The sequence below is a fragment of the Lysobacter stagni genome, assembly GCF_030053425.1.
Taxonomy (GTDB): Bacteria; Pseudomonadota; Gammaproteobacteria; order Xanthomonadales; family Xanthomonadaceae; genus Lysobacter_J; species Lysobacter_J stagni.
On sequence record NZ_JASGBI010000001.1, the window covers coordinates 2,996,783 to 3,022,277 of the forward strand.

Here is a 25,495-nt window from a genome sequence, read left to right on the forward strand (position 1 = left end):
CCATGGACACACGGAATGCGCGCGACGGATATGCCGCCCGGTCGGCGCCGGTGCCGACGATGCAGGCCATCGTCTTCGACACGTACGGCGCGGCAGACGTGCTGCGTCTTGCGCAACTACCCCTTCCCCCGCCCGGCCCCGGCGAGATCCGCGTGCGCGTGCGCGCCGCCGGCGTGCAGCCGGCCGACTGCGCCACGCGCAGTGGCTGGTTCGCACAGCGCGGCATCGGCCAGGCGCCCTTCCCCCGTCAGCTGGGCAACGAGTTCGCCGGCGTCATCGATGCACTGGGCGCAGGCGTGACGAACCTGGTGGAAGGCGACGAGGTGCTGGGCTGGACCACGGCCAACGCGTACGCCGAGGCGGTGGTCGTGACAGCGACGCAGGCGGTGCTGAAGCCACCGATGATGTCGTGGGCCGTGGCGGGTGCACTCTCCGCATCGGGGCAGACCGCGCTCACCGCGGTGCAGGCACTCGACATCGACGCAGGCGACACGGTCCTGGTGCACGGCGCTGCCGGAGGCGTCGGCACGATGGCCGTGCAACTGGCGCGGCTGCGCGGCGCGCGCGTGATCGGCACAGCCAGCCGCGAGAACCACGACTACCTGCGATCGCTCGGTGCCGAGCCCGTCCTGTACGGCCCGGGTCTGGCCGAACGCGTGCGCCTGCTGGCACCGCGCGTGCATGCCGCCCTGGATGGCAGTGGCCGTGGCGCGCTCGATGCGTCCATCGAACTGGGCATCGAACCCTCCCGCATCGGCACGCTGGTGGATTTCGAGGACGTGCAACGCCTGGGCGTGCAGGCCATCCACAGCCGGCGCAGCCGCGAACGCCTGCAGGCGCTGGTGGACCTGCATGCCGCCGGACGCCTGCGGGTGCACGTGCGCGACATCTATCCCCTCGCCTACGCGGCCGTTGCGCATCGCGACGTGGAGAACGGGCACGGCCGTGGCAAGGTGGTACTGATGATCTACAACACCTTCGGCCACGCGCTGTGAACGACGCCCGCCACGACACACTCCGCGACGAGGCGGCGACGGATCCACGCGACCCGCCAGCGCCCAACAACGATTCCACCCCGGCAGCGCACCCGCAACAGAGCTTGTTCGATCGCCCGTATCGCGGCGTGACGTTCGGCGCGGTGGCGCTGGTCGCGCTGTACGCGTTCGAAGCACTGGCCGTCGCCACCGCGATGCCGACCGTGGCGCAGGCGCTCGATGGCCTGTCGCTGTACGCGCTGGCCTTCGGCGGCACGTTGGCCGCATCGGTGGTGGGAATGGTCGCCGCCGGGCGCTGGGCGGACCTGCGCGGACCGGCACCGCCGCTGCGCCACGGCATCGTGTGGTTCGCACTGGGCCTGCTGATCGCCGGCCTTGCGCCATCGATGGGGGTGCTGCTGCTCGGTCGCGTCGTACAGGGTCTTGGCGGCGGAATGATGTCCGTCGCGCTGTACGTCGCCGTCGGGCGTGTCTATCCGCCTGCGTTGCACCCCCGCATCTTCGCCGCGTTCGCGGCGGCGTGGGTCGTGCCGGCGGTGGTCGGGCCGACGATCAGCGGCGCACTGGTCGAACATGTCGGCTGGCGCTGGGTGTTCCTGTCGGTGCCGCTGCTCGCAGTCGCAGCGGCCGCATTCGTGCTGCCGGCGGTGCGCGGGCTGGGCGCGGCGTCCGGCAGCGCACACGACGCCGCAATCACCGAATCGAACCGTCTGGCCTGGGCGATCGGCGCCGCCCTGAGCGCGCTCGCCCTGCACCATGCGGGCCAGCAACGCGGCACGGAAGGCGCTGTATTGCTGGCGGTGTCCGTCGTCGCGCTGATCTCCTGCGCGTGGCGTCTGCTCCCACCAGGCACGCTGCGCGCGGCACGCGGATTGCCAACGGTGATCGCGATGCGCGGCATCGCCTCGTCGGCGTTCTTCGGCACGGAGGTGTTCATCCCGCTGCTGCTCTCGCGCGAACGAGGCCTGTCGCCGACGATGGCCGGCGCGGTGCTCACTGTGGGCGCGCTGGGCTGGTCGCTGGGGTCGTGGTACCGCAGCCGGCCGTCGCAGCCGTTCACGCCGCCGCAATTGCTGCGCATCGGCATGGGAATGATCGTCATCGGTGTGGGCGGCGTGGCGGCTTCGGTGTCGCCTTCCGTGCCGGTCGCGGTGGGCATCGTCGGCTGGATCGCCGCCGGTCTCGGCATGGGCGCGCTGTTTCCGACGCTGTCCGTACTCACGCTGGAACTGTCGCCGGTCAATCGCCAGGGTGTGAACTCCTCTGCACTGCAGCTGTGCGATGCACTGTTCACCGCCGCCGTGCTGGCCATCGGCGGCACCGTGTTCGCGGCGATGCTGGACCGCGCGCCGGCGCTGGCGTACCTCACCGGATTCGCGATATCCGCGTTGCTCGCGTTGCTGGGTGCGGTGCTGGCCTCGCGCGTTCGCGTGGCAATACCGGACTAACGCGCTTCTTCGCTGCGCGCCCAGCGCCAGCCACCGACGATTCCGACCGTCGCGATCGCCACCGCCAGCACCGTGCCGCGCGTGTCCTGTGGCCCGAACTCCAGCACCAGCCACACCAGGAAGGCCGTGAGCGCCCACGCCACGTACAGGCGCCACGACGTCACCCAGTCGAGCACGTGTTCGAGCAATTCAAGCAACAACGACATGGCGGGCACCCTGCCGCACGCGCGGCCCTTCGGGGCCGACAGACTAGCCCGCGGCCCCGCGCATCGCCATCACTTCACGTCGTGGCGGCGCGCCGAACAGGCGCCGGTATTCGCGACTGAACTGCGACGGGCTTTCGTAGCCAACGCGATGACTCGCGGTGGCCGCTTCCACGCCGTCCACCAGCATGAGCCGCCGCGCTTCCTGCAGGCGCAGTTGTTTCTGGAACTGCAGTGGCGTCATGGCGGTGGCGGCCTTGAAGCGCTCGTGCAGCGATGAGGTGCTCATGTGCGAGGCGGCGGCGAGCTGTTCGATGCGCAGCGGTTCGGCATAGCGCAGCTTGATCAGTTCGATGGCGCGCGCCACGCGCTGAGCAGGACCGTCGGCATCGCAGAGTTCACGCAGGCGCTGGCCCAGCTCGCCGGTGAGCACGCGGTAATGAATCTCGCGCAGTGCCAGCGGTGCCAGCACGTTGGCTTCTTCCGGCGTATCGAGCAACCGCACCAGCCGCAGCACCGCGTCCAGCAGGGTTGCGCTGGTGCGCGCCAGGTACACCGCGCGGCTGCCGTTCGACGACGCCTGCGATGCGGGCAGGCGCTGCACCAGCTCGCCTACCACCGCCGGATCGATGTCCATGCGCAGGCACAGGTACGGCCGTTCCGGCGAGGCCTCGATGATCTGTCCGGTGATCGGCAGAGACATCGACACGACCAGGTAGTTGAGCGGGTCGTAATGGAAGACCTCCTCGCCCAGCAGCGCACGCTTCCTCCCCTGCACGACCACGCAGATGCTCGGGTGGTAGACCGTGGGCAGTGGCAGCGAGGTCTCGCTGGCGCGGATCAGCGCCAGGCCCGGGATGGGCGATTCATGCAGACCGTCGCCGGGGACGTTTCGGGCAATCCGGTCGGCCAATTCAGCCTGCTGCGCGGCCAGTTCAGGACGGGCGGCGATCACGTTCAAGGCGTTGTCGTTCATGCGTTTGCGGCCCTCGATGGCGTGCGGCGATTATGCGCGTGCGCATGCGCGACAGGCGTGACATGGATGCTGCGGCGGAGGATCGTGCAAGGATCGGCGAGCAATGGGCTAACGCACGCACGGCCCGCGGGCGGAGGATGTGTCCACCCTCCCCACCCGTCCGGAGTCCCCACGTGAACATTCCGTTTCCCCGCCGCACGCTTGGCCGTCAGGGCCTCACCGTTTCCGCCATCGGTCTGGGTTGCATGGGCATGTCCGATTTCTACGGCCCCAGCGACGAGGCCGAGAACCTCGCCGTACTGAACCACGCACTCGACATCGGCGTGAACTTCCTCGACACCGCCGACATGTACGGCGTGGGCCGCAACGAGGAACTGCTTGCAAAGGTGCTGAAGACACGCCGCAACGACGTCGTTCTGGCCACGAAGTTCGGCAACGTGCGCTCGCCCACCGGTGAGTACCTGGGCATCGACGGCCGCCCCGAGTACGTTGCCGCCGCCTGCGATGCCAGCCTGAAGCGCCTGGGCGTGGACCACATCGATCTGTACTACCAGCATCGCGTGGACCCGAAGGTTCCGATCGAGGACACCGTGGGTGCGATGTCGCGTCTGGTCGAGTCCGGCAAGGTCCGGCACCTCGGCTTGTCCGAAGCCTCGGGCGCCACCATTCGCCGCGCGGCCGCGGTGCACCCGATCGCCGCGTTGCAGAGCGAGTACTCGCTGTGGACGCGCGATGTCGAAGACGACGCGCTGCGCGTCTGCCGCGAGCTGGGCATCGGCTTCGTGGCCTACAGCCCGCTTGGCCGCGGATTCCTCACCGGAGCGATCCACACCACCAGCGAACTGGCCGACAACGACTGGCGTCGACAGAACCCGCGCTTCCAGGACGGCAACATCGAGCGCAACCAGCAACTCGTGGACGCCGTGACGGACCTCGCGCGCGAACACGACTCCACGCCGGCGCAGCTGGCGCTGGCCTGGCTGCTGCATCGCGGCCCGGACATCGTGCCCATCCCGGGCACGCGTCGTATCGCGCGCCTGGACGAGAATGCCGGCGCTGCGCGCATCGACCTGACCATCGACGAACAGCGCCGCCTCGATGACGTGCTGGCCACCCACGAAGTGGCGGGTACGCGGTATCCCGCGGCGGGCATGGGTACGGTCAACGCCTGATCCATTCGCCGGCGCGCACGCGCCGGCTCCTTTCCCCCAACGAGCCCCTGCGGTCGCACGCGCGACCGCAGCGGCGTCCTGCACCCTGAAGGAGCCTCCCATGAGCATTTCCTCTGAATCCACCCTCGACATCCGCGGCAAGGTCGTCGCCATCACCGGTGCCAGCAGCGGCATCGGCGAAGCCACTGCGTTGCGCCTGGCCGCGCACGGCGCGATTCTCGCCCTCGGTGCGCGGCGCACCGACCGTCTCGACGCGCTCGCCGCTCGCATCCGCGAACACGGCGGCGAAGTCCTCGTGCAATCGCTGGATGTCACCCGCCGCGACTCGGTCGAATCCTTCATCTCCACCACGGTCGATCGCTTCGGCCGCCTCGACGTGCTGGTGAACAACGCCGGCGTGATGCCGCTCTCGCGCATGGCCGACGGCAAGGTCGACGAGTGGGAGCGCATGGTCGATGTCAACGTGAAGGGCGTGCTGTTCGGCATCGGTGCCGTGCTGCCCGTCATGCACGCACAGCAGTCCGGGCAGATCGTCAACGTCTCGTCGGTGGCCGGTCGCTTCGTGTTCCCCACCGCAGCGGTGTACTGCGCGACCAAGTTCGCGGTGCACGCACTGTCGGAAGGTCTGCGCCAGGAATCACCGTTCCTGCGGGTGACCACCATCGCGCCGGGCGCGGTGGAGTCCGAACTCACCAGCACCATCTCCGATCCGGCGATGAAGCGCGAAGTGGATGAAGTGTTCCGCAAGGACATGCTGCCGGCCGACGCCATCGCGCGTGCGATCGCCTTCGCGATCGGCCAACCCGCCGATGTGGACGTCAACGAACTGGTGGTCCGCCCGACCGCGCAGGCCTACTGATTCTTTCCGTTCGATGACAACGGTGCGGCCTGCTTCGCGCGGGCCGCATCGGTAAGCGCACGGTCGGATTGACGATGCGCATACCGCACGGCGCGCACACTGGCCTCCCCACCCGCCAGGAGGCACGCCATGAAGGCCGTCCGATTCGTCGAAGTCGGCAAGCCCGCGGAGATCGTCGATGTCCCGCAGCCGAAACCCGGCCCGGGACAAGTGCTGTTGAAGATCGGTGGTGCGGGCGTGTGCCATTCCGACCTGCACATCATGGACGAGGACCTCGGCCTCAAGGGCCCCTTCACGCTGGGTCACGAGAACGCGGGCTGGATCGCGGGCGTCGGCCAGGGCGTAGACGGCTGGAAGGAAGGTGATCCGGTCGCGGTGTACGGTCCTTGGGGTTGCGGCCGTTGCCACACGTGCCAGACCTCGGCGGAGAACTACTGCGAGAACCATGCATCGCTCGGCACCATGGGCGGCGGACTCGGTTCCGATGGCGGCATGGCCGACTACATGCTGGTGCCCTCGCCGCGCCTGCTGGTGCCGCTGGGAAAACTCGACCCCGTGCTGGCCGCGCCACTGAGCGACGCCGCACTCACGCCCTACCACGCGATCAAGTCCGCGCTGCCGATGCTCACGCCCGACACGCACGTGCTGGTGATCGGCATCGGCGGCCTCGGCCACATGGCCGTGCAGCTGCTGCAGGTGCTGTGCGCGGCAACGGTGATCGCCGGCGACATCGATGAAGCCAAGCTCGCGCACGCGAAAGAGCTGGGCGTACGGCACGTGGTCAACACGCACGACAGCAACGCGGCAGCCGAAGCGATCGGCAAGCTCACCGGTCCGCGTGGCGTAACGCTGGCGTTGGACTTCGTCGGCGCGCAGCCCACCGTGGATCTGTGCGTGCGGGTGGTGGGCCGCAACAGTCGGATCACCGTGGTCGGCCTGGCCGGCGGCACGTTGCACTACGCCGCCAACCGGCCACCGTACGGCTGCCAGGTGACCATTCCCTACTGGGGATCGCGCACCGAACTGATGGAGGTGATTTCCCTTGCCGCCGAAGGGAAGATCCATCCACTGGTCGAGAAATTCCCGCTGGAGAAGGCCGTCGATGTCTATCGTCGCCTGCGCGAAGGAAGCATCAAGGGGCGTGCGGTGTTGTTGCCCTGACGCCCGCCCCGTCTGCACTACGAGCCCTTACTTCCCCTGTTTCTGGTACGTGCCGATCAGCTCGGCCTGGCCGATCACGTGGCCTTCCATCGCCTTCAGCAGCGCGGCCTTGTCCGCATGCCCCAGGTCCGGAAGCACCGCATCCAGCGCATACAGTTTGTGGAAGTAGCGATGCCGGCCGATGGGCGGGCACGGCCCGCCGTAGCCGACGCGCTTCCAGTCGTTGAGCGCCTGCGCGGTGCCCTTGGGCAACTGTGCGGCGGCGACGCCTTCGTCCAGTCCCGACAAATCCGCCGGCAGGTTGTACAGCACCCAATGGACCCACACGCGCTGCGGCGCGGCCGGATCGGGCGCGTCGGGGTCGTCCACGACGAGCGCAAGGCTGCGCGTACCGGGCGGCACGCCGGTCCACTTCAGTGCGGGGGAGATGTCCTGCCCTTCGCAGGTGAACTTCGCGGGAATCGCACCTTCGTGCGTGAACGCGGGCGACGTCAGTTGCAATGACATGCTTGCCTCCCTGCCGCGACTCCACGGCGGAAACAACGCAAGTGCCAGCATCATCGCGAGGATGCCCATCGAGCGCGCGAGGGTCATGCGCGGGCCCTTGCCGGAAGGCCCCGATTGTACGGGCGGCATCATGCGCGCCCTCACGACCCGCTAACGTTTTTCGGTCACCGCGCGACGCAGGTTGCGACGCGCCTGTGCGTCGTAGCGTTCGTGGAAGTATCCACTCAGGTAGATGCGCGGGCGCCCCAGCAGGGCTTTCAGGAAACGACGTCGGTTGAGCTTGAACAGCCAGCCGGGCACATGGCCGCGATACTCGGCAGCGATGCCGCGATCGTAGGCGTCGAATACCTCGGGTGGCGCACCGAGGATCGCCATGTCGCAGTCGAGGAACAGCGCGGCTTCCTCGTCCACGTCGCCCGGCGAAAACGAGCCGTGCCGTGCGGTCAGTTCGATCAGGTCCATCACTCGGCGCACGTCGACACCGGCATCGGGCATCCAGCGGGCGATCTGTGCAACCGCCATTTCGGCGGACCGCGTTTCGTTGTCCTTGCGCCCGGCTTCGTAGATCGCGTCGTGGTACAGCACGGCCAGCGCGACTTCCACCGGCTGCCGCCAACCGGGACCGTTCGCGGCGTCGCGGTAGTGGCGAAGCACTTCCTGCACATGCGCGATGTTGTGGTACGCCCGCGGCGGCGACGCGTAGGCTTCCTGCAACGCGGAGATCTGCGCGTCCGGGGGCGAAAACGGCAGACAGGAAGCGAGTGCGGCGGTGTCGGACATGCGCCTAGTGTGGCGCGCGCTTCAGCCCGTGAACAGTGTTGCCAGTCGGGGACGCAGCTGCGGTACGTCAGGGGGTTCGATGCCGAACGTGCCGTCCAGCACGTCCAGCATCTCGTCCACGTCGCGCAGCGTGCGACGCTCGCTGGCACCGTCCAGCGGATGGAACGCCAGCTCGCGATTGCGTAGCGCATGCCGTCCGCCGGGCACCGGTCGCGCCACGGTCAGGCCGCTGGTGAAATGCGAAACCGGGTTCGTCGACAGGTAATGGTTGGGCGCCTCGTAGTCGACCGGATGCTGTCGCTGCAGATCGAACCGGTACAGCGTGGGCCAGCCCTCGCCCACCTTCGCCTGCATCCACCAGTCGCCGTCGCGCTGGATCAGGCGAAACGGTTCGTGCGGCGTGGATTGCTCGACGTCGGCGCGCAGTGCCAGCACACCGGTGGGCGTCATGCCGCCGAAACCGACGTCCACCAGCAGCGCACCCTCTTCCCCGGCGATCCGCAGGAGCATGTGGCTGCGCGGCGTGATGCGGTCGTCCGGCCCGTTCCACAGAACGCGCGCGGCCAGGCCGCTCACGTCGAAGCCGATGGCGGTCAGTGCCTGCCACAGCAGCAGGTTGTGCTCAAAGCAATAGCCGCCGCGCCGCTGCGACACCAGCTTGCGCTCCAGTGCGTCTGGCGACAGGTCCACCGATAGTCCGAGGAACGGAGCGAGATTCTCGAACGGAATCGTGGTGGCGTGCTTGAAGGCGATGGCTTGCAGCGCATCGGTGGTTGGCGCGACCGGGCCGTCGTAGCCGATGCGCTCCAGGTAGGCGTCGAGGTTCATCGAAAGCTCCGGAGTGACGGAGCGATTCTGTCACCCTGCGCCGGTCGCAGACGCGTCCGTCGCGCAACGGTGTTTCGCGCCGGCGTTCACCCGGCGTGCTTGCCCGCATGCGTGCGGACCCATTCGGCGAAGCGGTCCATCCACTTCTGCACGAAGTCGCGACTGCCTTCGGCCACGTTGCCGTCCGCGTCGAAGAAGCCTTCCTTGACGTGTATGAAGGCTTCCGGCTGACCCATCGTGGGTGCGTCGAGGTAGGCCAGGATGTTGCGCAGGTGCTGCTGCGACATCGCGGTTCCCGCCGCGCCGATGGAGGCACCGATCACGCCCGCCGGCTTGCCCGCCCACGCACTTTTTCCGTAAGGGCGCGACGCGTGGTCGATGGCGTTCTTCAACACGCCCGGCACCGAGCGGTTGTATTCCGGCGTGACGAACAGAAGCCCGTCCGCGCTGGAGACTTCCTGCTTCAGCCGTTTCACCGGCGCCGCCTGGTGGTCGTCGTCGTCCTGGTTGTACAGCGGCAGGTCGCCGATCTCGCAGTGGTGGAAGGTGAAGTCCGACGGCGCCAGTTTCGTCAGCGCAATGGCCAGCTTCCGGTTGATCGACTCGCGGCGCAGGCTGCCGACGACAAGGGCGATGCGGTACTGACTCATGTGCGGGCTCCGTCCGGCGCCACTGTGCGCCGGTCCGGGGTACTTTTGCGGGCCGCGCGTTACCGACCCGTGACGGAGGGACTCACGCCTTGCGCAGGAAACAGGTCTTGAGCACGAGGCCCTTGATCTTGTCGGAGTTGCCTTCGATGTGCTCCGCATCGTCCTCGACCAGGCGGATGTTGCGGATCACCGTGCCCTGCTTCAGCGGGATCGACGACCCCTTCACCTTCAGGTCCTTGATCACCACCACGGTATCGCCGGCCACCAGCACGTTGCCATTGCTGTCGCGCACCACCACGCCCGCCTCCGTCGTTGCGCCACCTTCCACGGGCCACTCGAAGCCGCAGTCGGCGCAGACGAAGTTCACGCCATCCACGTAGGTGTTGGCCAGGGTGCATTGCGGACAGGCGGGAGCGGAAGGCATGGGCATGGCATCGACGTCGGGGGCGTGCATTCTACGCCCGCGGGCGCTGCCGCGCCCACCGTGCTCAGGGATTTTCGCGCTGGCGTTCGCGCACTTCCTGGGCGTCGCGCTCGAGAAAATAGTTGAGGAAGGTTCGGATCACGGCCACAGCCGCCAGACGGCCGATGCTGTCCCAGTCCGGCGCGATGGACGATTCGACGATGTCGGCCGCCAGCTGGAAGGTCAGTGCGCCGACCAGCCAGTGCGAGTAGTTGATCCAGATCTGCCGGCGCTCATGGCGGTCGTGCTGCGACGACGCGAGGAAACGCAGCGCGTCGTACACCGCCCTGAGCGTACCGGCAATGATCACCGCCAGTGCGATGAGGTCGAGCGCGACGATGACCGGCTCGGTGAAGCGGATCAGCCACTCATCCATCGGCTGCATCCTTCGCGCCGCGCACCACGCAGCGGAAACCGACGTGGCACGTCGACGTATCGACCGGCTGCGCCATGCGTGCGGCGGGCCGGTAGCGGCGGCAATAGTTGGGCGCGCACAGGTGCGAGCCCCCCTTCATCACGCGGCGCGGGATTGCGTGGCTCGCGTCCATGCTGGCTTCACGCTCGCCGCCGCGCGGGTTCTGCAGCGTGCAGCAGGCATGCTGCTGTAGGCGGTCGTGCGCCTGGTACCAGTCCTGCGTCCATTCCCACACGTTGCCGATCATGTCGTACAGGCCGTAACCGTTGGGATCGAACGAACCCACCGGCGCGGTCCAGAGGAAGCCATCTTCCACGCGTGCATCCCAGGGAAACTCGCCCTGGAATGTGTTGGCCATGTGGCGCCCATCGGGAACCAGTTCGTCACCCCAAGCGAATTCGGTGCCGTCGCTGCCACCTTTCGCAGCGAACTCCCATTCGGCTTCCGTGGGCAGGTCCTTGCCTGCCCATGTTGCATAGGCCAGTGCATCCTCGTAGGCGACATGCACCACGGGGTGATCGTCGAGCCCCTCCAGATTCGTGTCCGGCCCGCGCGGATGGCGCCAGTCGGCACCGGGAACGTACTGCCACCAGTTGAAGTGATTGCGCAGGTCCACGCGCCCGGGCGGCGGCACGAACACCACCGAAGCCGGCGCCAGCATCGCTGGATCGGCGCCTGGATAGTCGGCCGGGTCAGCGGGCTTCTCCGCCAGCGTCACATAACCAGTGGCCTGCACGAAACGCGCGAACTCGCGATTGGTGACCGCCTGGCGATCGATCCAGAAGCCGTCCACCGCGACGCGATGCGCGGGCTTCTCCTCGGGATAGTGGTGGTCGGATCCCATCGTGAAACTGCCACCGGGAATCCACACCATGTTCCCGCGCGACGCGTCCACGCCCTGCCCGACCTGCTCATGCATGCCCATTGCCGTCATCCGCGAACACGCGCCCCCAGTCGTTCTTCATGCTGACGATTCCGATGCCGTACTCGCCGGCACGGTCCAGGCCTTCCTTGAACACGCTGAGCTTGAAGTCGCGGTCGTAGGCGAATTCGCGCGCGGCGTCGTCGTGGTGAATGTACCAGCCCATGCGCGGCCCCGCGCCACCCAGTGTGTAGCGGATCATGGCCAGGTCGCCATCGGAATTTCCGAACGCGAAGATCGGCCGGCGACCGATGTGCAGCGCGATGTTGACCACCTTCTCGTCGCGGTCATCGAAGCTGTCCAGTTCGGGCAACTTCCGTACCACCATGCCATCGCCGGAATCCTCCAGCTTCATCTTCGTGCTGGACCCGACGACCTGCTCCGGCGGAATGCCGTAGAGCTGTTCCGCCACCACCCGCACGAACTCGATGCCGCCCCCCGTGACGATCCACGTCCGGAAGCCGTTGGCGCGCAGGTGGTCCAGCAACTCCCGTTGCGGCACATACGCATTGGTGATGAACCGGCGACCCAGTTTCGGGTGCTCGGCCTGGCGTATCCATCGCCATGCATTGGCGTGGAATTCCTCCAGCGTCATGCCGGCGTGCGTGGCGAACGCCGGCTCGAAGACGTCCTTCTTCGGCAACGAGGTCAATGCCTTCAGGTCGCCTTCGACGAACGCCTTGAACGCCGGCTTCTGCAACAGCGAAGGATCCTGCTGACACAGCCGCTTCACCTCCGCCAGCGCGAAGAACACCTGCACCTGCAGCGGGTACTCGCACCATAGCGTTCCGTCGTTGTCGAACGCGGCGATGCGCTCGGCGGGCGGGACGAAGTCCGGCCCGCCCTCCTTCGTGACGCGCGCGACGAAGTCGAGAATGGCCGACTTCGCCGCGCCGTCGTTCCAGGATGGCAACGCTGCCATCAACTCTGGCGCACCGTGCATCAGCTCGACTTGCTCGATATCTCGTTCATCTTCTGCTCGGCCTGCTTTAGGTCGAAGCTGCCCGGTGTCTGAGCCGGCGGGAACTCCTTGTAGGTCGCCAGGTACTGCGCTGCGGCCGCCTGCGCGCCGTAGATCCAGAACGCGTTGTGGATCATCCAGTCCCAGTACACGTTCGAGGTGACGTCCGCCCGCTCATACGGATCCATGCGCAGGTTGAATATCTTCGGCATGCGCAACGGCGTGAACGGCTCGGCCCAGACCTGCATGGTGCCCCTGCAGCGCTGTTCCATGAACACGATCTTCCAGTTTTGCCAGCGTATGCCCAGCACGTCGCCGTCATCGCTGAAGTAGAAGAACCATTTGCGCGGCGACTTGTCGACCTCGCCCGTCAGGTACGGGAGAAGGTTGAAGCCGTCGATCAGGTTCTTGTACTTGCGTCCGTTGACCGTTGCACCCTTCTTGAGGCGTTCGATGCAATCGGTGTCGCCTGCCGCGGCCAGCAGCGTCGGCAACCAGTCGTGGTGCTGGATGATCTCGTTGCTCACCTTGCCCGCCGGGATTCGTCCGGGCCAGCGGATCAGTTCCGGAATGCGGAAGGCGCCTTCCCAGTTGGTGTTCTTCTCGCTGCGGAACGGCGTCATGCCGGCATCCGGCCAGCTGTTCATGTGCGGACCGTTGTCGGTGGAATAGATGACGATGGTGTCCTCGGCCAGGCCGAGCTCATCGAGCAGGTCCAGCATCTGCCCGACGTTACGGTCGTGGTCCACCATCGTGTCGTGATACGGCGACTGGTGATCGCCCGCCTGCCCCATGCTCTCGGGCTTGGTATGCGTGATGAAGTGCATGTGCGTGGTGTTGAGCCACACGAAGAACGGCGTACCCGACTTGTTCTGGCGCTTGATGAAATCGCTGGCGACCTCGACGAACTCGTCGTCACAGGTCTCCATGCGCTTGCGGGTCAGCGGCCCGGTGTCCTTGATCTTCTGCTTGCCGACCCTGCCCCAGCGCTCCTGCACGGTGGCGTCGTCCTTGTCGGTCGCCCAGCTGTGGATCACCCCGCGCGGCCCGAACTTCTCGCGATACCGCGGATCCTTCGGGTACCCGTACATCTCCGGCTCTTCCTCGGCGTTGAGGTGGTAGAGATTGCCGAAGAACTCGTCGAAGCCATGCACCGTCGGAAGGTGCTTGTTGAGATCGCCCAGATGGTTTTTCCCGAACTGTCCCGTCGCATAGCCCCGATCCTTCAGCAGGGACGCGATGGTGACCACCGAGTCGACCATGCCCTGCGAAGCCCCCGGAATGCCGACTTTCGACAGCCCCGTGCGGTGCACGCTCTGGCCGGTGATGAACGATGAGCGCCCCGCCGTGCAGCTCTGTTCGCCGTAGGAATCGGTGAAGCGCATGCCCTCGTTGGCGATGCGGTCGATGTTGGGCGTGTGATAACCCATCAGACCGTGGGTGTAGCAACTCAGGTTTGCGATGCCGATGTCGTCACCCCAGATCACCAGGATGTTGGGCGGCTTCCCCCCTCCACCGCCACTCTTCTTGCGGGCGTCGGGCCGGGCGGCTGGTTCGGCCGATTTCGCCACCTTGGTGGGGCGGGCTGGGGTCTTTGCCTTTGCCATGACGCTTCTCCTTGAAGCACTTCGGGGGAAACAACACTCGTTGCGACGTTCGATACGCCGGCATCACCTCATCCGGCGGCCAGATCGAAGGCCATGCTGACGATCGCGTACAGGCCGATCATCAGAAGGACCAATGCGGTCAACAGCGTGTAGGAGACGGGATAGGCGCTTTCGGCATGGACCAGCCCGTCGTGCGCCATGCGATTGCGCTCCGCGCGCAGGCCGCGCATGAAGTTGACGTGGTAGCCGATGCCCACGATCAGCAGCAGAACGCCCAGCGCCACCAGGGCCAGGCCGAAATTGCTGGGGGCAGCAGTGCCGATCTTCAGCAGACCCGAGTCGCGTGCCTTGGTGAAGACCTGGAAGATGGTGAATCCGAAACCGATCAGCGACAGCGCCGTGCGGATCACCGACATCAACGTGCGCTCCGCGCTCAGGCGCGTGCGCTGGAACGACATGCCGGTGCGCCGCATGGACATCTCGGTGCGGTTGGTGGACAGGTCGGTGCGATGCGTCGACAGGTCGGTCCGGTACTCCGACAGCGACGTGCGGTGCTCGGAAAGCCCTGTGCGGTGCGTGGACAGCTTGGTGCGGTGCTGGGAGTACTCCACCGACGCCAGGTCGGAGTTGCTGATGTCGACGTCCGGAATCGGCGGCGGCGGCGTCTCGGGCAGCCTGCGCGGACGCACCAGCTCGGTCGACGCTGCATCGGGATTCGGGTCGGGCTGCTCGTGCGAGGCCATGGGCGATGCTCCGGTGGTCACGCGCTGCGGTGCCTGCGCGCCATCCACCAGTGCGCAAGGCGATTGATCGGCCCGCGCATGATCAGGTAGGGGATGAAGCACAGCAGCACGATGAAGTTGACCGCCTCCAGCACGTGGAACGTGCCGAACACGCGGTACTGGTAGATGATCTCCATCACCAGGCCGAGCACGAGGATGCGCCCGGTGGCCTTCACGCCTTCGTTCAGCGATGCACTGCGGTGTACGGGATCGTGCGTGATGGTCCAGAAGTACGGCGCGCGCCCGACCTTGGCATCCTTGAATCCGTCACGCACGGCCATCAGCAGCGCCATGGTGGGCTGCAGCACGAAGCGGAACGTCATCGGCCCTTCCGCCCTGCCGATCAGGTCGGTGTAGAACCGCACCGCATCGTTGACGAATCCTTCCATCACGCCCCTTCGGCAAGGCCACGGATGGCAGAGCCAGTCGCGTGACGGGTCGTCCCGGCGAAAGCGGAACGGTCTTGTGCGCGGGTCGCAGCATGGCTGCCAAAGGCATGGCGAGACACACGACGAAGGCTTTTATCGTCGTGTCAGCGAGGTGAATGAGTCGTGATGGATCGATGCATGCTCGTTCAGCATGCGTGGCGATCGTGAGGGCGATTACTTGCGTGAAGCAGTCTTCGCGACCTTCTTCACCGCAGTTTTCTTCGTGGCGGCTTTTCGCGCGTCGGCCTTGCGAAGGTCACGCAGCGCATCCTTGCCCAGCCATCGCTCCGTGGCTACGTCGGACGTGGACAGGCGCTGCGCCAGTTCCAGCCCGGCCTCACGCACCTCGTCGCGGCGGCCGAGCGAGCGCAGCGCCCAGCTCGCACCCTTGCGCACGAAGTTGCGCTCGTCGCCTGCTTCTCTTTCAACCAGCGCCAGCCCGCGCCGGTACGCGGCTGCGTCGCCGCGGCCGTGCAAGGCCAGGCTGGCCAGCAGCGCGAACGCCGCGCGCTTCTGGAACTCGTCGCGACGCGATGCCCACTGATCCACCTTGCGCCATGCATGTGGTGTGCGGTCGAACAACACAAAGCACAGCGTGTCGCAGATGGCCCAGTTGTCGAAATCCCGGCACCAGCGATCCATCTGTGCGGCGGTCAAGAGCTCGGGTTCGGCGACATAGGCGGCCAGCGTGCGGGCTTCGTAGATGCCGGTGTCCCACAACGCCTGCGCGAGCGCGTGATCGCGGCCGGCCTGCTTCGCCAGCGACTGGATGTCCTTCATCCCCACGCCCAGCGCGTGGTCGGTCGGAATGGCGAATCGCGCCATGCCATCGCGCGTGGCGTGGCTGGCGTGTCGGCGCAGCCATTCGACCGCCTCGTCCACGCTCATCGCGCGCGTTGGCGCCGCACGGGGACGCGTTGCGGGAGTACGTCGCGCGGATGTGGTGGTCGTCGTTGTCTGAGGCATATGGGACGTCGCCGTCACGCCTTCGGATTGAGCTGGTGCAGCAGCAGCGAATTACCTTCGGGATCCACGCATACCGCCATCCGGCAGTTGGGGCCGTGGATCACATCGCTGCGGAAAGGAACCTCGTGCGATTTCAGGTCCGCGATCAACGTGTCCAGGTCATCGACCTCGAACGCGATGGTCCCGCCGGCCGAATCGCTCGGCTTCTCCTGCGTGAAATTGGTCAGCGCCAGACATCCGCCGCCGGGCAGATCGTATTCGATCCAGTACTGCTCGCCCTGGTTTCCCATCGAGCCGGGCGTGAGGCCCAGCCGCCCTTCGTAGAAGCCGCGCGCACGCGCCACGTCCGTGATGGGATACATCGTGAAGGCGACCTTCTTCAACATGGCGCGTTCTCCTGTGGGGGATGGCGAGCCGCGGGACCGCGCGGCCGAGCGACCGATATCCCGCGCATGCGTGCCGCCGTCAAGCATCGATGCGCGCATTCCGACGGGCGGATGTCGATTCCCGGGGTTCTGCCTCGTCGTCATTGCATACCGGGCGCAACGCAGGCCCGGTTCTTCCGCCACTGAACAGGAGCCCTTCCGTGCAGGACAGATTCCAGCGCATCACGCCGTTCCTGTGGTTCAACACGCAGGCCGAAGAGGCGATGCAACAGTACGCATCGATCTTCCCCAACTCCCGCATCCTGGAGACGTTCCGCTATGACGCGGAAGCCGCACGCGTATCGGGACGCCCTGAAGGCTCGGTCATGACGATCGAGGCCGAACTCGACGGCCAGCGGATCACCGGCCTCAACGGCGGGCCGCACTTCACGTTCAACGAAGCCGTATCGCTGGTCGTGAATTGCCACGACCAGGCCGAGGTCGACCACTTCTGGGACCGGCTGTCCGACGGTGGCGATCCGAAGGCACAGGTGTGCGGCTGGCTGAAGGATCGCTTCGGCGTGTCGTGGCAGATCGTGCCGGTCGAGATACTTGCACTGCTCAAGCATCCCGACCCCGTGAAGGCCGGCAAGGCGATGGCCGAGATGTTGCGGCAGAAGAAACCCGACATCGCCGCGGTGCGCGCGGCGATGCAGTAGCGGCTACTTCGCGCCCAGCGCCCGCCGGGCGAAGAGCACGCAGACCACGCCGAACAGCATGTGCGCCAGCACGCTGTAGGTGATCCAGTCTGCGTGCTCGAACGACGGCGAGCGCCCCACGCGCGACAGCGGCATCACCACGAAGTTCATCACCACGTACAACACCACGCCGTACAACACGCCCAGCACGACAGGGCGACGCAGCAGCGCGGGATTGCGTCGCGCGACGAGGGTGTAGATCACCACGAACAGGGTGGCCATGAATACGTGCAACACCGCGCCGAGCACGGCCGCCTGCGTGCCGCCATCGTAGCTGGCCTGGCCGAGCACGCCGACCGCGATGGTCTGGAACACGCGCTGCAACCCCGCGCCATCCCACGAGAACCACAGCGTCGTGGCGAACACGAAGTCGCCAAGGGCGACGAGCACACCACCGAGCAGGACTTGCGACCAATCGACCCTACGCGCGATTCGGGACACGACGCACCTCTCCTCGGGGCCACCCCGGGCCCGACCCGCGCATCCTAGGCGTTGTCTGCAGATCGCACCCATGACTTTCGTCATAGACAAGATTGTCTAGACAAGTCGTTCTAGTTGGTCTAGCGTTCGCACCATAGCCACCGGACCACGCCATGACCCGCAGAACCGCCAAGCCGCCCAAGCCCACCACCGCGGAGCTGGACCTTCTCCGCGTGATCTGGCGAATGGGCCCGTCCACGGTGAAGGACCTGCACCAGGCCCGCCTGGCCGAACGACCCGATGCCACCTACGCCAATGTGCTGCGGCTGCTGCAGGTAATGCATGGCAAGGGTCTGGTGGTCCGCGATGAAAGCCAGCGCTCGCATGTCTACGCCGCCGCGCATGCGCAGGACGCGCTGCAGACGAACCTGCTGAAGGACCTCATCCAGAAGGCGTTCGCCGGCTCCGGCAAGGCACTGGTGCTGGCGGCACTGAACGACCATGTCACCGAACGCGAGCGCGAGGAGATCAAGCGCTTCCTCAAGGAGCATCCCGATGGCTGACCTGCTCGATACGATCGTTCCCGCGCTCGGTTGGGCGCTGGTGCACTTCCTCTGGCAGGGCGCGCTGATCGGCGCGCTTGCCGCCGCAGCCCTGCATGCGCTGCGCGATGCGCGGCCGCAGGCACGCTACGCCGTCGTCTGCGTGGCCCTGCTGTCGTGCGTGATCGCCCCCGCCATCACCGTGGCCATGCGGCTGCTCGCGTCCGATGCCGTCGCCGCGATGCCGACGACGCTGACGGACACCGGCGTCACCGTGGTCCGCTTCGTTGCTGACACCGCCGGCGCGGGCTGGCGACTGGACGAAGCACTGCCGTGGATCGTGCTGACCTGGTTCTCCGGTGCGTGCGCGCTGTCGCTGCGCATGGCGACCGGCCTGCTCTGGGTGCAGCGTCTGCGTTCCACGCCGCAAGGGCCCGCGCATGCGGCATGGCAGGCGCGACTGGACGCACTCACGCAGCGTTTCGGCATGCCGCGCGTGGCGCTGCGGCTGGTGGATTCGCTGGACTCCCCGGTCTCGGCCGGCTGGTGGCGGCCGGTGGTGTTCCTGCCGACGGCCCTGCTCGCGCGCATGCCGGTGGATCTGATCGAGGCGTTGCTCGCGCACGAGCTGGCACACGTGCGTCGCCGCGACTACCTGGTCAACCTGTTGCAGAACCTCGCCGAAGCGCTGCTGTTCTACCACCCCGTGACGTGGTGGCTGTCGCGGCGCATCCGCAACGAACGCGAACTCATCGCCGACCGTCTGGCCGCCGACATCACCGGCGAACCGCGACGCCTCGCGCTGGCGCTGTCCGAACTGTCGGACCTGGTCCACGCAGGCCATGCCTGCGCCCACACACCCCATCTCGCACAAGCCGCCCATGGAGGCTCGCTGATGTCCCGCATTGAACAACTCGTCCGTCCCGGCACCCGCATCGCACGTGGCGGCGTCGCCCTGCCCTTCGTCGGGCTGGCGGTGGCCTGCGTTGCCTTCTACGCGCATGCGCAGATCGTCCAGCCCAAGGCCGCCATGCAACCGCAACCGGCCGCACAGGCAACGGCGCAGGCCGTTGCCGATGCCAGCGCGGCCGCGCGACCGGCCACCGTGGCGAAGCCGCAAACCGCCGCCAGACCGGCAACGGCAGCGACGACGGCGACGACCACCTCCCGGAACGTGGTCATGCACGGCCATTCCGACGATGCCTATGCATTGGTCGGTCGTGATCGCGAGCGGATCACCATGGACGGATCCACCGATGACCTGGTCGAGATCGAGCAGGCGCGCAGCAGCCTCAAGGACCAGGACTTCGTCTGGTTCCGCCGCAACGGCAAGGCCTATGTCATCGCCGACGCCGCCACGCTGACGAAGGTACGCGAGGCATGGCGCGACACGAACGCCATCGGCGACCGCATGGAAGCACTGGGCGCGCAGATGGAAGTGCACGGCAACAAGATGGAAGCGCTGGGCCAGCAGATGGAAAAGCTCGCGCAGCAGCCGAAGGACGAGGCCGCCATGGAAGCCGCATCGCAGCGCATGGAGGAACTGGGCCAGCAGCAGGCCGTCCTCGCCGCGCGCCAGGCCGAAGCCGCGGCCAACCTGTGGCGTGCCGACGAAGGCGAGCAGCGCAAGCTCAACGCCACCATGGAAGCCCTCTCGCAACAGCAGGAAGCGCTGGGCCGGCAGATGGAGGAACAGGGCAAGGTGATGGAAGCCCAGTCCCGTCGCATGAGCGCCAATCAGGCGCCGATGGAAGCGCTCGGCCGCCAGATGGAAGAGGCTGGCAAGCCGATGGAGGCGCTGGGCGCGCAGATGGATGCGCTGGGCAAGCAACAGGAAAAGGTGATCGCCGAAGCCGAGCGCCGTACCCGCCAGCTCATCGACGAAGCCGTCAGCAAGGGCCTGGCGCTGCCGGCCCCGCGTTACGGCGCGCTGTAACCGGCGTCACGTTGTAACAATCCGCTGCGACAGGCTGCCGCCTGTTGCAGCGCAAACGCCTGACTGGTGTGTTGATCCCGCTGCGTCCGGGCCGCTTCGCCTCATGCGCGAGTGCTCCATTCGGGCCGTTCGGCCCGTCGCCGGACAATGGGCCGTCGCCCGACCTTGCCGATCCTGTCCCCTCCGTGCCCCTGGCTGCGTTCTCCAGTACGGCAGGCAGTGCAGCGCACGCTGTGCAATGCCTGAAATGTTCAAGGGGCGACTCAATTGATCTTCGATTACAGGAAGGCGTCATCGCCGGCCGATCTGGAGGCGGACATCTGCATCATCGGTGCCGGTGCGGCCGGGCTCGCGATCGCATGGGCGTTCCTCGGGACGAAAACCCGGGTGTGCGTCGTCGAGGGCGGCGGCATCACCGCCGACGAGCGCAACCAGGCGCTGCTGGAGGGTTCCTCCGTCGGCAACCCGCCCTTCGACCCGGGCGCATCGCGCCTGCGGGCGTTCGGCGGCACGTGCAACTACTGGGGCCGGGGCTGCATTCCACTGGCGAACCTGGAAGCGCGCGACTGGGTTCCCGAAAGCGGCTGGCCCATCGGCTTCGCCGACCTCGAACCGCACTATCGTCGCGCCAGCACCTTCTGCGGCATCGATGCGCACGAGATCGGCGAGGACAGCTTCCTCACGCCGTCCACGCGGCAGCCGCTGTCGTTCGACGGCGACGCGCTGGAACACAAGATCTTCGCGACCAGCCCGATGATCTTCGGCCACGCGTATCGGGAAACGTTCGAGCGCGCCGACAACATCACCGTGCTGCTGCACGCGAACCTGCTGGAACTGGAAGCGGCCGCTTCGGCACAGGCCGTGCGCCAGGCGCGCATCGGCACGCTCGACGGCCGCCGCGGCGTGGTGCGCGCGGCGCACTTCGTGCTGGCCTGCGGCGGTATCGAGAACGCACGCCTGCTGTTGTCGTCCAACTCCGTCGTGCCGGCAGGACTGGGCAACCAGCATGATCTGGTCGGCCGCTATTTCATGGACCACCCCAGCGGCAAGCTCGGCACGCTGTTCACCGAGCAACCGCACGTGGTCACGCGGCCCTACGACCGCAACGTGCCCAAGGGCCGTCCGCAGGTGCATCCGGAAATCTGCCTGTCGGATGTCGCCCAGCGCAATTACCGCATCCTCAGCGGCCGCGTGCGTCCGTTCGCGTTCGAGGAGCCCGTGCCGGAAGGCCTGCAGGCGCTGCGCGACCTGCGCACGGCGATGCGCGCGCGCAGGCGTCACGAGAACTGGGCCATCAAGGCGCGCGTGTGCGGCCGCAAGAACGGCGAACCCGATTACATCGCCAAGGCCATGCCGCCGGCCGAGGACATCCGCGCACTGACGCTGCGCGCGGGCCTCAACGCGGGCGACATCGCCAAGGCCGTCGGCCGCAAACTGACGCGCAAGCCGACCGTTCGCACCGAACGGGTGGACCTGATCGGCTACTTCGAACAGGAGCCCAACCCCGACAGCCGCATCACGCTGGGCGAGGAACGCGACGCGCTCGGCCTTCGCAAGGTCAGCATCGACTGGCGCCTCACCGAGCTGGACCGCCACACCTACCGCACCGCGGCGAAGCTGTTCGGCGCCGAACTGGCGAACGCGTGCCGTGGCCGTTTCCAGTCCGAGACCTGGCTGGACGACGAAGCCGCCGTGCCGCAGGTGTTCGGCACCTCGCACCACATGGGCACCACGCGCATGGCCGACGCTCCGCACAAGGGCGTGGTGGATCGCGATTGCCGCGTGCACGGCGTGGACAACCTGCACGTGGCCGGCAGCTCGGTGTTTCCGACCGGAAGCTGGGCCTTCCCCACCTTCACCATCATCGCGCTGAGCCTGCGCCTGGCCGAACACCTGCGGAGCCGCCTCGAACAGGCGGCGCCCTTTCTCGGCTAGCGCGGAATGATGCCGCGGACGGCGCCATGAGCTCAGACCGCGTGTCCACCATCGGGCAGATCGCCGTGACAGTGGACGACGTGCCTGCCGCGCTGGCGTTCTACCGCGATGTGCTGGGCCTGCCGCACCTGTTCAGCGCGGGGCCGGAGCTGGCGTTCCTCGACGCCGGCGGCGTGCGGTTGATGCTCACCACGCCGCAGGGCGCAGGCACGTCGAGCGCGAACTCCATCCTGTACTTCAAGGTCGACGACATCGAGCGCGTGCAGGCCGCCATCGTCGCGCGCGGTGCGACGCAGGAACACGCGCCCCAGCTCACCGCGCGCCTGCCCGACCACGACCTGTGGATCGGCTTCGTCCGCGATCCCGACGACAACCTCATCGGGCTGATGGAAGAGCGGCGCCCTGCGTAGACGGCAGGACAGCGGACGCGTCCATGGCGATACTGGGACGACCCCACCCTGCCCGCCTCAATGGACATCCGAGTAGACGACCTCACCGGCGAACCGATCATCTCGCTGCTGGCCGAGCACATGCGTGCGATGGAAGCGACCTCGCCGCCCGAAAGTCGCCATGCCCTGGACCTGAGCGGGCTGCGGCAGCCGGAGATCACGTTCTGGTCCGTCTGGGACGGCGGCACGCTGGCCGGTTGCGGCGCGCTGAAACAGATCGACCCGCACCACGGCGAGATCAAGTCGATGCGCACGGCGGGCACGCACCAGCGTCGCGGCGTGGCATCGCGGATGCTGGACCACATCGTGGACGAGGCGCGCCGTCGTGGCTACGAACGCCTCAGCCTGGAGACCGGATCGATGGCGTATTTCGAACCGGCACGGCGCCTCTACGCATCGTTCGGATTCGTCCCCTGCGCACCGTTCGACCGCTACGTGGACGATCCCAACAGCGTCTTCATGACGCGACTGCTGGGCACCGGATGACGCGCGCGAATCAGCGCAGCTGGCTGTCCTTGCTGCCTCGGCGGTTATAGCCGCTGGCCGCGCCCTGTTCGCGGTCGTGCGCTTCCTGGCAGGCCACGCACAACCGCACGCCCGGCATGGCCTTGCGCCGTGCTTCGGGTATGGCGGTGTCGCACTCCTCGCAGTGCGTCAGGCCGGGACCTTTCGGAAGCTGGCTGCGGGCACGCTGGATGGCGTCCTTCACGGTGGCGTCGATCTGGTCCTGAACGGCGCCGTCACCTGCCCAACCGGTGGCCATGGGCTCGTCTCCTGGGGGATCGGAAAGTAGTAAAGCATAGCGCTGCGGCGCTGAATCTCCTGCGCAGGATCGTGCGCCATGCCCCTTGAATTGGCTCCTTCACGCCCCTGCCAAACGGCAGGCGCCGTCATCACGGCACGGGTCTAGAATGGCTTCAGTCCGTCGATGCGGCCCGGCCGCGAAGGCGCCGACATGAGCCGATGGCTGATCGCGTTGATGGCAGCAGCGTGGCTGCTGATCGCTCCCCGCGTGCCTGCCGAGCCGGTGTCCAGCGACCAGGTGATGGCCCTGCCCGCCGAGTTGCGCGACCGCCTGCACCGCGAAGTCCTGTACGAACGGCCCAACACGCAGCAGCGCCTGGACCGCCTGGTGACCTTCCTGTTCTCGCCCGAAGGGCTGGGCATGTCCTATCAGGAAGACGGCAACTACACGGTATCGGAAGCGTATACCGCGCGTGCTGCCAACTGCCTTTCCTTCACGATGCTCTTCATCGCGTTGGCGCGCGAAGCGAACCTCGACGTCTACCCGCAGGAGATCGAGGAAACACTGTCTTGGCGGCAGCACGACGGAACGCTGTACCTGAGCAACCACGTCAACGCCGCCGTGCGCGTGGGCAGCCGGCACTTCGTGGTGGACGTGGCGAACAACAACGTGATCGCCCGCGATGAAGCGGTGCCGATCAGCGACCGGCGTCTGCTGGCGCATTACTTCAACAACCTCGCCGTGGCGCGGCTGGAAGAAGGCGACTACGTCGCTGGCCTGGAGCAAATGGCACGGGCGCTGCAGCTGGATCCCGGCTATGCCAGCCACTGGAGCAACTCCGGCGTGCTGCACGTGCGCACCGGCGAGCTGGCGGCCGCCGACAATGACTACCGGCGCGCACTTTCCATCGATCCGCGCAACGCCAGCGCGCTGTTCAACGTGGCCAACCTGGCCGTGCGCACGGGCGACCATTCGCGCGAGAAGGAATTCCGCAACCGCCTGGTCGAAGTGCAGCGCACCGATCCGTTCCACCAGTTCCTGCTGGCGGTGAACTACGAACGCGACGGCGACCTCAAGCAGGCCATCCGCCATTACCGCCGCGCGATCCAGCTGCATCCGGAAGAGCATCGCTTCTACTCGGCGCTGGCCAACGCCTACGTCAAGAGCGGCCAGATACGGCGTGCGGTGCGCGCCCTCACCCGCGCCCAGGCGCTCAGCGACGGCGACACGCGCGCGGCCTACCGTGCCAAGCTCGACCGCCTGCGCGCGGCCCGCTGACGACGATCCACCCCGGGCCGCGTCCCCTTCCGGGCGCCTATCGCGTTTGCACTATCCAAGGACCGATCGGAAGGGGGCGAACGTGCGGCACGAAATGCTGATGGCGAGGAAGAAACTGGTCCGCATCGCGCTGGAAAGCGCGGAACTACCCGGACTCCGCCTGATCGCCCGCCCCCTGTACCGGCGCCTGTTCAGCCGACCGTACCGTGGCGGAAACGCCTATTACGGCGCGTACCAGTCGCATGCCGAAGCGCTGGCCGATGCACCCTCGCTGCCGACCAGCTACGACCAGCCGGGCACCACCGGCATGTACATGGACCGGCACCGCAGCATCCGCGTGAGCGACTACCCGGTGGTGCACTGGCTCTCGCAGTTGCTCGCCGACGGACGCCATCGCATCTTCGACCTGGGCGGCCACATCGGCGTGACCTATTACGGTTTCCGGCGTTACCTGAGCTATCCGGACACGCTGGAGTGGCGTGTCCACGACGTGCCTTCCGTGATCGACGCCGGCCGCGACTGGGCGCGCCAGTACGACCCGGACGGCCTGCTGCATTTCGCCGAGTCGCCGGAGGCGGCGGACTCGCACGACGTGCTGATCACCTGTGGCGCGCTGCAGTACCTGGACTACACGCTGCCGGAACTGCTCGGCCGCCTGCACAACGCACCGCCGCACGTGCTGGTGAACCTCACGCCGATGCATCCCGAGCGCGGCTACGTCACGCTGCAGAACATGGGCAAGGCGGTGTTGCCATACCGCGTGATGGCGCGCCCGCAATTCCTCGCGCAGATGCAGTCGCTCGGCTACACGCTGGTGGATCACTGGCAATCGAAAGAACGCCACCTGCGCGTGCCGTTCGAGCCCGCCTGCACGCTCGACCACTACGCCGGCTTCTACTTCAAGCGCGCCTGAGGCACGAAGCGACGAAGGCCTGCGCCGGACG

At 67.1% G+C, this 25,495-nt stretch carries 30 protein-coding genes; 13 read left to right on the forward strand and 17 right to left on the reverse strand.

Going from position 1 to position 25,495, the window contains the following annotated elements; translation table 11 throughout:
• The first annotated feature begins 2 nt into the window (after positions 1–2).
• Complete coding sequence (locus QLQ15_RS13865) at positions 3–995, forward strand: NADP-dependent oxidoreductase (protein WP_283213356.1); 993 nt, start codon at positions 3–5, stop codon at positions 993–995.
• 104 nt (positions 996–1,099) lie between these two features.
• Complete coding sequence (locus QLQ15_RS13870; protein ID WP_283213357.1) at positions 1,100–2,443, forward strand: MFS transporter; 1,344 nt, start codon at positions 1,100–1,102, stop codon at positions 2,441–2,443.
• Here the strand turns inward: QLQ15_RS13870 and QLQ15_RS13875 are convergent.
• A complete protein-coding gene (locus QLQ15_RS13875; protein ID WP_283213358.1) occupies positions 2,440–2,649 on the reverse strand; it encodes a hypothetical protein in 210 nt (69 codons plus the stop codon). The genes QLQ15_RS13870 and QLQ15_RS13875 overlap by 4 nt on opposite strands.
• A gap of 43 nt (positions 2,650–2,692) precedes the next feature.
• A complete protein-coding gene (locus QLQ15_RS13880) occupies positions 2,693–3,622 on the reverse strand; it encodes an AraC family transcriptional regulator (RefSeq protein WP_283213359.1) in 930 nt (309 codons plus the stop codon).
• A gap of 179 nt (positions 3,623–3,801) precedes the next feature.
• On the opposite strand from QLQ15_RS13880, the gene QLQ15_RS13885 reads away from it, so the two are divergent.
• From QLQ15_RS13885 to QLQ15_RS13895, 3 genes are all read left to right on the forward strand, one after another.
• Entirely contained in the window at positions 3,802–4,794 is a 993-nt protein-coding gene (locus tag QLQ15_RS13885; protein ID WP_283214023.1) for an aldo/keto reductase, read from the forward strand.
• Positions 4,795–4,894: 100 nt separating this feature from the next.
• Positions 4,895–5,653 carry an SDR family oxidoreductase gene (locus QLQ15_RS13890; protein ID WP_283213360.1) on the forward strand — a complete coding sequence of 253 codons (759 nt, stop codon included), beginning with the start codon at positions 4,895–4,897 and terminating at the stop codon, positions 5,651–5,653.
• Between the two features lie 129 nt (positions 5,654–5,782).
• The gene (locus QLQ15_RS13895; protein WP_283213361.1) at positions 5,783–6,814 is read left to right on the forward strand and encodes an NAD(P)-dependent alcohol dehydrogenase; all 1,032 of its coding nucleotides are present in this window, start codon (positions 5,783–5,785) and stop codon (positions 6,812–6,814) included.
• 27 nt (positions 6,815–6,841) lie between these two features.
• Here QLQ15_RS13895 and QLQ15_RS13900 read toward each other — a convergent pair whose 3' ends face one another.
• The 13 genes from QLQ15_RS13900 to QLQ15_RS13960 all read right to left on the reverse strand — a co-directional run bounded on the left by QLQ15_RS13900 (position 6,842) and on the right by QLQ15_RS13960 (position 16,509).
• Complete coding sequence (locus QLQ15_RS13900) at positions 6,842–7,321, reverse strand: YbhB/YbcL family Raf kinase inhibitor-like protein (RefSeq protein WP_283213362.1); 480 nt, start codon at positions 7,319–7,321, stop codon at positions 6,842–6,844.
• A gap of 150 nt (positions 7,322–7,471) precedes the next feature.
• Complete coding sequence (locus tag QLQ15_RS13905; RefSeq protein WP_283213363.1) at positions 7,472–8,101, reverse strand: HD domain-containing protein; 630 nt, start codon at positions 8,099–8,101, stop codon at positions 7,472–7,474.
• A 21-nt stretch (positions 8,102–8,122) separates the two neighbouring features.
• Positions 8,123–8,929, reverse strand: coding sequence for an arylamine N-acetyltransferase family protein (locus QLQ15_RS13910; RefSeq protein WP_283213364.1), 807 nt, complete (start codon positions 8,927–8,929; stop codon positions 8,123–8,125).
• A gap of 86 nt (positions 8,930–9,015) precedes the next feature.
• Complete coding sequence (locus tag QLQ15_RS13915; protein ID WP_283213365.1) at positions 9,016–9,579, reverse strand: NADPH-dependent FMN reductase; 564 nt, start codon at positions 9,577–9,579, stop codon at positions 9,016–9,018.
• Between the two features lie 82 nt (positions 9,580–9,661).
• Positions 9,662–10,003: a zinc ribbon domain-containing protein YjdM gene (locus QLQ15_RS13920; protein WP_283213366.1), complete on the reverse strand. Its 342-nt coding sequence runs from the start codon at positions 10,001–10,003 to the stop codon at positions 9,662–9,664.
• A gap of 64 nt (positions 10,004–10,067) precedes the next feature.
• On the reverse strand, positions 10,068–10,418 hold the full coding sequence (locus QLQ15_RS13925; RefSeq protein ID WP_283213367.1) for a DUF1622 domain-containing protein: 351 nt from the start codon (positions 10,416–10,418) through the stop codon (positions 10,068–10,070).
• Entirely contained in the window at positions 10,411–11,376 is a 966-nt protein-coding gene (locus QLQ15_RS13930) for a formylglycine-generating enzyme family protein (RefSeq protein ID WP_283213368.1), read from the reverse strand. Before QLQ15_RS13930 ends, QLQ15_RS13925 begins: the two co-directional genes overlap by 8 nt.
• A complete protein-coding gene (locus QLQ15_RS13935) occupies positions 11,369–12,322 on the reverse strand; it encodes an HAD family hydrolase (RefSeq protein WP_283213369.1) in 954 nt (317 codons plus the stop codon). The genes QLQ15_RS13930 and QLQ15_RS13935 overlap by 8 nt, the downstream gene beginning before the upstream one ends.
• Complete coding sequence (locus QLQ15_RS13940) at positions 12,322–13,947, reverse strand: arylsulfatase (RefSeq protein ID WP_283213370.1); 1,626 nt, start codon at positions 13,945–13,947, stop codon at positions 12,322–12,324. The genes QLQ15_RS13935 and QLQ15_RS13940 overlap by 1 nt, the downstream gene beginning before the upstream one ends.
• A gap of 68 nt (positions 13,948–14,015) precedes the next feature.
• Entirely contained in the window at positions 14,016–14,690 is a 675-nt protein-coding gene (locus QLQ15_RS13945) for a YidH family protein (protein WP_283213371.1), read from the reverse strand.
• A 17-nt stretch (positions 14,691–14,707) separates the two neighbouring features.
• On the reverse strand, positions 14,708–15,118 hold the full coding sequence (locus QLQ15_RS13950; RefSeq protein WP_283213372.1) for a hypothetical protein: 411 nt from the start codon (positions 15,116–15,118) through the stop codon (positions 14,708–14,710).
• A 213-nt stretch (positions 15,119–15,331) separates the two neighbouring features.
• Complete coding sequence (locus QLQ15_RS13955) at positions 15,332–16,045, reverse strand: DNA alkylation repair protein (protein ID WP_283213373.1); 714 nt, start codon at positions 16,043–16,045, stop codon at positions 15,332–15,334.
• A gap of 92 nt (positions 16,046–16,137) precedes the next feature.
• Positions 16,138–16,509 (reverse strand): VOC family protein, encoded by a 372-nt coding sequence (locus tag QLQ15_RS13960; RefSeq protein WP_283213374.1) that lies wholly within the window; start codon positions 16,507–16,509, stop codon positions 16,138–16,140.
• Positions 16,510–16,709: 200 nt separating this feature from the next.
• On the opposite strand from QLQ15_RS13960, the gene QLQ15_RS13965 reads away from it, so the two are divergent.
• The gene (locus QLQ15_RS13965) at positions 16,710–17,207 is read left to right on the forward strand and encodes a VOC family protein (protein WP_283213375.1); all 498 of its coding nucleotides are present in this window, start codon (positions 16,710–16,712) and stop codon (positions 17,205–17,207) included.
• A gap of 3 nt (positions 17,208–17,210) precedes the next feature.
• Here the strand turns inward: QLQ15_RS13965 and QLQ15_RS13970 are convergent, their stop codons facing one another.
• Positions 17,211–17,687 (reverse strand): hypothetical protein, encoded by a 477-nt coding sequence (locus QLQ15_RS13970; RefSeq protein ID WP_283213376.1) that lies wholly within the window; start codon positions 17,685–17,687, stop codon positions 17,211–17,213.
• A 152-nt stretch (positions 17,688–17,839) separates the two neighbouring features.
• Between QLQ15_RS13970 and QLQ15_RS13975 the strand changes: the two genes are divergently transcribed.
• The 5 genes from QLQ15_RS13975 to QLQ15_RS13995 all read left to right on the forward strand — a co-directional run bounded on the left by QLQ15_RS13975 (position 17,840) and on the right by QLQ15_RS13995 (position 23,014).
• Positions 17,840–18,229: a BlaI/MecI/CopY family transcriptional regulator gene (locus QLQ15_RS13975; RefSeq protein ID WP_283213377.1), complete on the forward strand. Its 390-nt coding sequence runs from the start codon at positions 17,840–17,842 to the stop codon at positions 18,227–18,229.
• Positions 18,222–20,144: a M56 family metallopeptidase gene (locus QLQ15_RS13980; RefSeq protein WP_283213378.1), complete on the forward strand. Its 1,923-nt coding sequence runs from the start codon at positions 18,222–18,224 to the stop codon at positions 20,142–20,144. The genes QLQ15_RS13975 and QLQ15_RS13980 overlap by 8 nt, the downstream gene beginning before the upstream one ends.
• A gap of 267 nt (positions 20,145–20,411) precedes the next feature.
• Positions 20,412–22,079, forward strand: a complete 1,668-nt coding sequence (locus tag QLQ15_RS13985; RefSeq protein ID WP_283213379.1) for an FAD-dependent oxidoreductase — start codon at positions 20,412–20,414, stop codon at positions 22,077–22,079.
• Between the two features lie 26 nt (positions 22,080–22,105).
• On the forward strand, positions 22,106–22,489 hold the full coding sequence (locus tag QLQ15_RS13990; RefSeq protein WP_283213380.1) for a VOC family protein: 384 nt from the start codon (positions 22,106–22,108) through the stop codon (positions 22,487–22,489).
• A gap of 60 nt (positions 22,490–22,549) precedes the next feature.
• Positions 22,550–23,014, forward strand: a complete 465-nt coding sequence (locus QLQ15_RS13995; RefSeq protein ID WP_283213381.1) for a GNAT family N-acetyltransferase — start codon at positions 22,550–22,552, stop codon at positions 23,012–23,014.
• Between the two features lie 10 nt (positions 23,015–23,024).
• Here the strand turns inward: QLQ15_RS13995 and QLQ15_RS14000 are convergent, their stop codons facing one another.
• A complete protein-coding gene (locus QLQ15_RS14000) occupies positions 23,025–23,291 on the reverse strand; it encodes a DksA/TraR family C4-type zinc finger protein (protein ID WP_283213382.1) in 267 nt (88 codons plus the stop codon).
• Positions 23,292–23,483: 192 nt separating this feature from the next.
• On the opposite strand from QLQ15_RS14000, the gene QLQ15_RS14005 reads away from it, so the two are divergent.
• Together QLQ15_RS14005 and QLQ15_RS14010 are read left to right on the forward strand one after the other, a co-directional pair.
• A complete protein-coding gene (locus tag QLQ15_RS14005) occupies positions 23,484–24,551 on the forward strand; it encodes a tetratricopeptide repeat protein (protein WP_283213383.1) in 1,068 nt (355 codons plus the stop codon).
• Positions 24,552–24,651: 100 nt separating this feature from the next.
• Positions 24,652–25,464 carry a methyltransferase, TIGR04325 family gene (locus QLQ15_RS14010; RefSeq protein WP_283213384.1) on the forward strand — a complete coding sequence of 271 codons (813 nt, stop codon included), beginning with the start codon at positions 24,652–24,654 and terminating at the stop codon, positions 25,462–25,464.
• Positions 25,465–25,495: the final 31 nt, after the last annotated feature.

Coding starts and splice junctions, on each gene's coding strand:
- QLQ15_RS13865 (WP_283213356.1), top strand. CDS start 3: ATGGACACACGGAATGCGCGCGACGGATATGCCGCCCGGTCGGCGCCG.
- QLQ15_RS13875 (WP_283213358.1), bottom strand. CDS start 2,649: ATGTCGTTGTTGCTTGAATTGCTCGAACACGTGCTCGACTGGGTGACG.
- QLQ15_RS13880 (WP_283213359.1), bottom strand. CDS start 3,622: ATGAACGACAACGCCTTGAACGTGATCGCCGCCCGTCCTGAACTGGCC.
- QLQ15_RS13890 (WP_283213360.1), top strand. CDS start 4,895: ATGAGCATTTCCTCTGAATCCACCCTCGACATCCGCGGCAAGGTCGTC.
- QLQ15_RS13895 (WP_283213361.1), top strand. CDS start 5,783: ATGAAGGCCGTCCGATTCGTCGAAGTCGGCAAGCCCGCGGAGATCGTC.
- QLQ15_RS13900 (WP_283213362.1), bottom strand. CDS start 7,321: ATGTCATTGCAACTGACGTCGCCCGCGTTCACGCACGAAGGTGCGATT.
- QLQ15_RS13905 (WP_283213363.1), bottom strand. CDS start 8,101: ATGTCCGACACCGCCGCACTCGCTTCCTGTCTGCCGTTTTCGCCCCCG.
- QLQ15_RS13910 (WP_283213364.1), bottom strand. CDS start 8,929: ATGAACCTCGACGCCTACCTGGAGCGCATCGGCTACGACGGCCCGGTC.
- QLQ15_RS13915 (WP_283213365.1), bottom strand. CDS start 9,579: ATGAGTCAGTACCGCATCGCCCTTGTCGTCGGCAGCCTGCGCCGCGAG.
- QLQ15_RS13920 (WP_283213366.1), bottom strand. CDS start 10,003: ATGCCTTCCGCTCCCGCCTGTCCGCAATGCACCCTGGCCAACACCTAC.
- QLQ15_RS13925 (WP_283213367.1), bottom strand. CDS start 10,418: ATGGATGAGTGGCTGATCCGCTTCACCGAGCCGGTCATCGTCGCGCTC.
- QLQ15_RS13930 (WP_283213368.1), bottom strand. CDS start 11,376: ATGCATGAGCAGGTCGGGCAGGGCGTGGACGCGTCGCGCGGGAACATG.
- QLQ15_RS13935 (WP_283213369.1), bottom strand. CDS start 12,322: ATGCACGGTGCGCCAGAGTTGATGGCAGCGTTGCCATCCTGGAACGAC.
- QLQ15_RS13940 (WP_283213370.1), bottom strand. CDS start 13,947: ATGGCAAAGGCAAAGACCCCAGCCCGCCCCACCAAGGTGGCGAAATCG.
- QLQ15_RS13945 (WP_283213371.1), bottom strand. CDS start 14,690: ATGGCCTCGCACGAGCAGCCCGACCCGAATCCCGATGCAGCGTCGACC.
- QLQ15_RS13950 (WP_283213372.1), bottom strand. CDS start 15,118: ATGGAAGGATTCGTCAACGATGCGGTGCGGTTCTACACCGACCTGATC.
- QLQ15_RS13955 (WP_283213373.1), bottom strand. CDS start 16,045: ATGAGCGTGGACGAGGCGGTCGAATGGCTGCGCCGACACGCCAGCCAC.
- QLQ15_RS13960 (WP_283213374.1), bottom strand. CDS start 16,509: ATGTTGAAGAAGGTCGCCTTCACGATGTATCCCATCACGGACGTGGCG.
- QLQ15_RS13975 (WP_283213377.1), top strand. CDS start 17,840: ATGACCCGCAGAACCGCCAAGCCGCCCAAGCCCACCACCGCGGAGCTG.
- QLQ15_RS13980 (WP_283213378.1), top strand. CDS start 18,222: ATGGCTGACCTGCTCGATACGATCGTTCCCGCGCTCGGTTGGGCGCTG.
- QLQ15_RS13990 (WP_283213380.1), top strand. CDS start 22,106: ATGAGCTCAGACCGCGTGTCCACCATCGGGCAGATCGCCGTGACAGTG.
- QLQ15_RS13995 (WP_283213381.1), top strand. CDS start 22,550: ATGGACATCCGAGTAGACGACCTCACCGGCGAACCGATCATCTCGCTG.
- QLQ15_RS14000 (WP_283213382.1), bottom strand. CDS start 23,291: ATGGCCACCGGTTGGGCAGGTGACGGCGCCGTTCAGGACCAGATCGAC.
- QLQ15_RS14005 (WP_283213383.1), top strand. CDS start 23,484: ATGAGCCGATGGCTGATCGCGTTGATGGCAGCAGCGTGGCTGCTGATC.
- QLQ15_RS14010 (WP_283213384.1), top strand. CDS start 24,652: ATGGCGAGGAAGAAACTGGTCCGCATCGCGCTGGAAAGCGCGGAACTA.